General features: G+C 44.2%; 2 protein-coding genes and 1 pseudogene. All 3 read left to right on the top strand.

Going from position 1 to position 2,548, the window contains the following annotated elements; all coding sequences use genetic code 11:
* Positions 1–178 precede the first annotated feature (178 nt).
* The 3 genes and pseudogenes from AC13C0_RS00540 (at position 179) to AC13C0_RS00530 (ending at position 2,326) form a co-directional block, all read left to right on the top strand.
* A complete protein-coding gene (locus tag AC13C0_RS00540) occupies positions 179–1,231 on the top strand; it encodes a DUF262 domain-containing protein (protein WP_482953744.1) in 1,053 nt (350 codons plus the stop codon).
* Positions 1,232–1,351: 120 nt separating this feature from the next.
* Positions 1,352–1,819: pseudogene (locus tag AC13C0_RS00535) on the top strand (HEPN domain-containing protein); the annotation flags it as partial.
* A 105-nt stretch (positions 1,820–1,924) separates the two neighbouring features.
* A complete protein-coding gene (locus AC13C0_RS00530; protein WP_482953743.1) occupies positions 1,925–2,326 on the top strand; it encodes a GFA family protein in 402 nt (133 codons plus the stop codon).
* Positions 2,327–2,548 lie beyond the last annotated feature (222 nt).

Below are 2,548 nucleotides of genomic sequence, written 5' to 3'. Positions count from 1 at the left end.
TGTTTTGAATGGACGTTCATGACGTTGGCTCACCATGGTAGTGAATCAAAACAATTAACCGAACCGCCGTGGTACGTGACCCGTATGCCCGGTGGTGTGGGAGGAGGGGCGCCGTGAGGCGCCTCCCTATCCCGATTATGTATATTAAATCGATATATTTTAAATATAAGGAAGTAAAATGACTGAAAATATTGAGGATAAAACCCTAAACCTTTATCCGATCGATTACCCCTTTGAGACTCTTGTGAACAGGATTCAGTCAAAGCCACCGAAGCTGAAATTGGATCCAGATTTCCAAAGGAAGTACAAGTGGGACAAGGATGGCTGGGTAAGGTCTTCAAGGTTCATAGAGTCATGCCTCATGAGAATACCATTGCCATCGTGCTATTTCGCAGAAGATGAAGATGGACGCCATATGGTAATAGATGGTGTTCAGCGGCTCACGACAATTGCCCGATTTTTTAATGATGAGTTTGCATTAGAGGGCATGACTACCTTCAAAGAGCTAGAAGGAAAAAAGTTCTCTGAGTTGGGTGCACTACAGACGGAGTTAGAAACTACAACAATTCGATGCATCATACTAAGAAAAGAGAATCCAAAGAGCCTCGTCCGAGAAATATTTTCACGACTAAACCAAGGGGCCGTAGAGCTTTCAGACCAGGAAATTCGACATGCTCTATATCCAGGCACTCTTGATGAACTGTTGGTCGAGCTCGGTGAAAATCCCTTTATCGCAAGGTTTGGTTTAGCCGAAAATTCTGATGTGGATAGGAATAGCTTGGAATCCGAGGAGCAAGTTCTCCGCTTCTTTGCTTTTTCCGATGATCCGGAGCTAACTGGTTTTAACACTAACCTGAAGGATTTCCTAGATGAATACATGGAACGAAATTCAGAGCTCGATGATGATGCATTAGAAGCGTATAGAGAAAGTTTTAATAAAGCTCTTGAGAATTGCATAGAAGTTTTCGGTGATAACGTTTTTACCAACCCTGCAGCAGAAAGAAAAAGGAAAGGGCTCGTCCACTATGACCTTTTGATGCCTACCGTAGGAAGATTGGATCCTGATATCGCGAAAGAAAAGAAGGAAAACATAAAAGAAGCCTATTTAACCCTTTGTGAAAGTGACGATTTTAAAAGAACGCTTTCTGGCGGACTACAGAATAGGTCATCGATTCTCAGGAGGAAGCAGAGCTGGTCTGAGCTGTTGGAGGCTGCTATTGATGCGGGATAAAGTTGATGAGCTGTTCGTAAGATACGAAAGCCTATATAACAATTTGTTTGATATTATAGAACTATCTGAAGATCGTGTTTTGTCTGATAATCCAGATAAGCTTTTTCAGATAACGTCAACTTTTTTGTGAAGTCCTACATGATAAACATTTGTTCATACTTGGAAGCTTATCTTCAAGATATGGCTTATGAGTATGCAAAAGAAATTAATCGCAGAATAAGGCTGGCTAGAATTCCTCACAACTTCATTTATTGGAAAGCATCCAGGGACCCAAAAGAGAAGGATCTGAGGTTTGAAGAGGCTAACTATCCATCAAATAGGAAAGATATTTCTGATGGGTTGTCGGCAAACCCGTATAAAACAATAAAAGCCTATCGGCTTTTGGGAATTGATCTTTCGGTAGAAGATGCGTTTAATGATAATAAAGATCTAGTTAATGCAGTGGTGAACAAAAGGAATAGCATTGTCCATCATAACGACAACGCTATGGACGTTTCGTTTTCAGATCTCTCCTCAAACATTCAAGTCTTTAAGATATATATGGGTGCCATAAGAAACGCAGTCTTATGTGCTTCAGGAAATACATAACCAAGCCATGCACCGGATGCCAAACCCGCCGCTGAGCGCCGGTTTTGTCACCGGTGATGGCGTGCGTTATGTGCATTTCACCTCTAGGCCACGGAAGAGGTTCTGATGACTGATCATTTCGGTTCTTGTCTGTGCGGCACGGTGAGCTTTCAGGTCAAAGGTGAATTCGATAGCTTCTACCTGTGCCATTGTCGGCATTGCCAGAAAGATACGGGTTCGGCCCATGCGGCAAATTTATTCTCGCATTCTGCTAAATTGCTTTGGCAATCGGGTCCAGAGGCCGTGGCTTCCTTTACGCTTCCAGGTACTCGTCATAGCCGGAGCTTTTGTAAGTTGTGTGGTTCGGCATTGCCGAGTTCGCCAGCTGCGGGTTTAGTCGTTGTTCCCGCAGGGTGTTTGGATTCCCAATTAACCATGTTGCCAACGGCGCATATATTCTCATCCAGCAAAGCCGTTTGGGATGAGCGGTTGGCGGAGGTACCGAAGTTCGAGGGCCTGCCAACATGAGCCATCACATAACCAGTGCATTAAATTCGCTCCGGCCCGATGGGCCTCCACCGGACGCCCTAGTCGGGCGCCGTTTATGCAGGCGTTATAGCGGTTGGTGAGGGTGCAAAGGTTTTCTTGCCGTTTTTCCGGAGGTTATCGGACAGTACTGTATATGTAAACAGTATTTTTCTGGTTTTGGAACCTGCTGCAAGAAAACAAATAATGCGGATCGCCGTTGAG

The organism is Marinobacter sp. B-21 (assembly GCF_056857895.1).
Note: the sequence above shows the minus strand (reverse complement) of the source record. Positions and strands in the feature narration are given on the sequence as shown.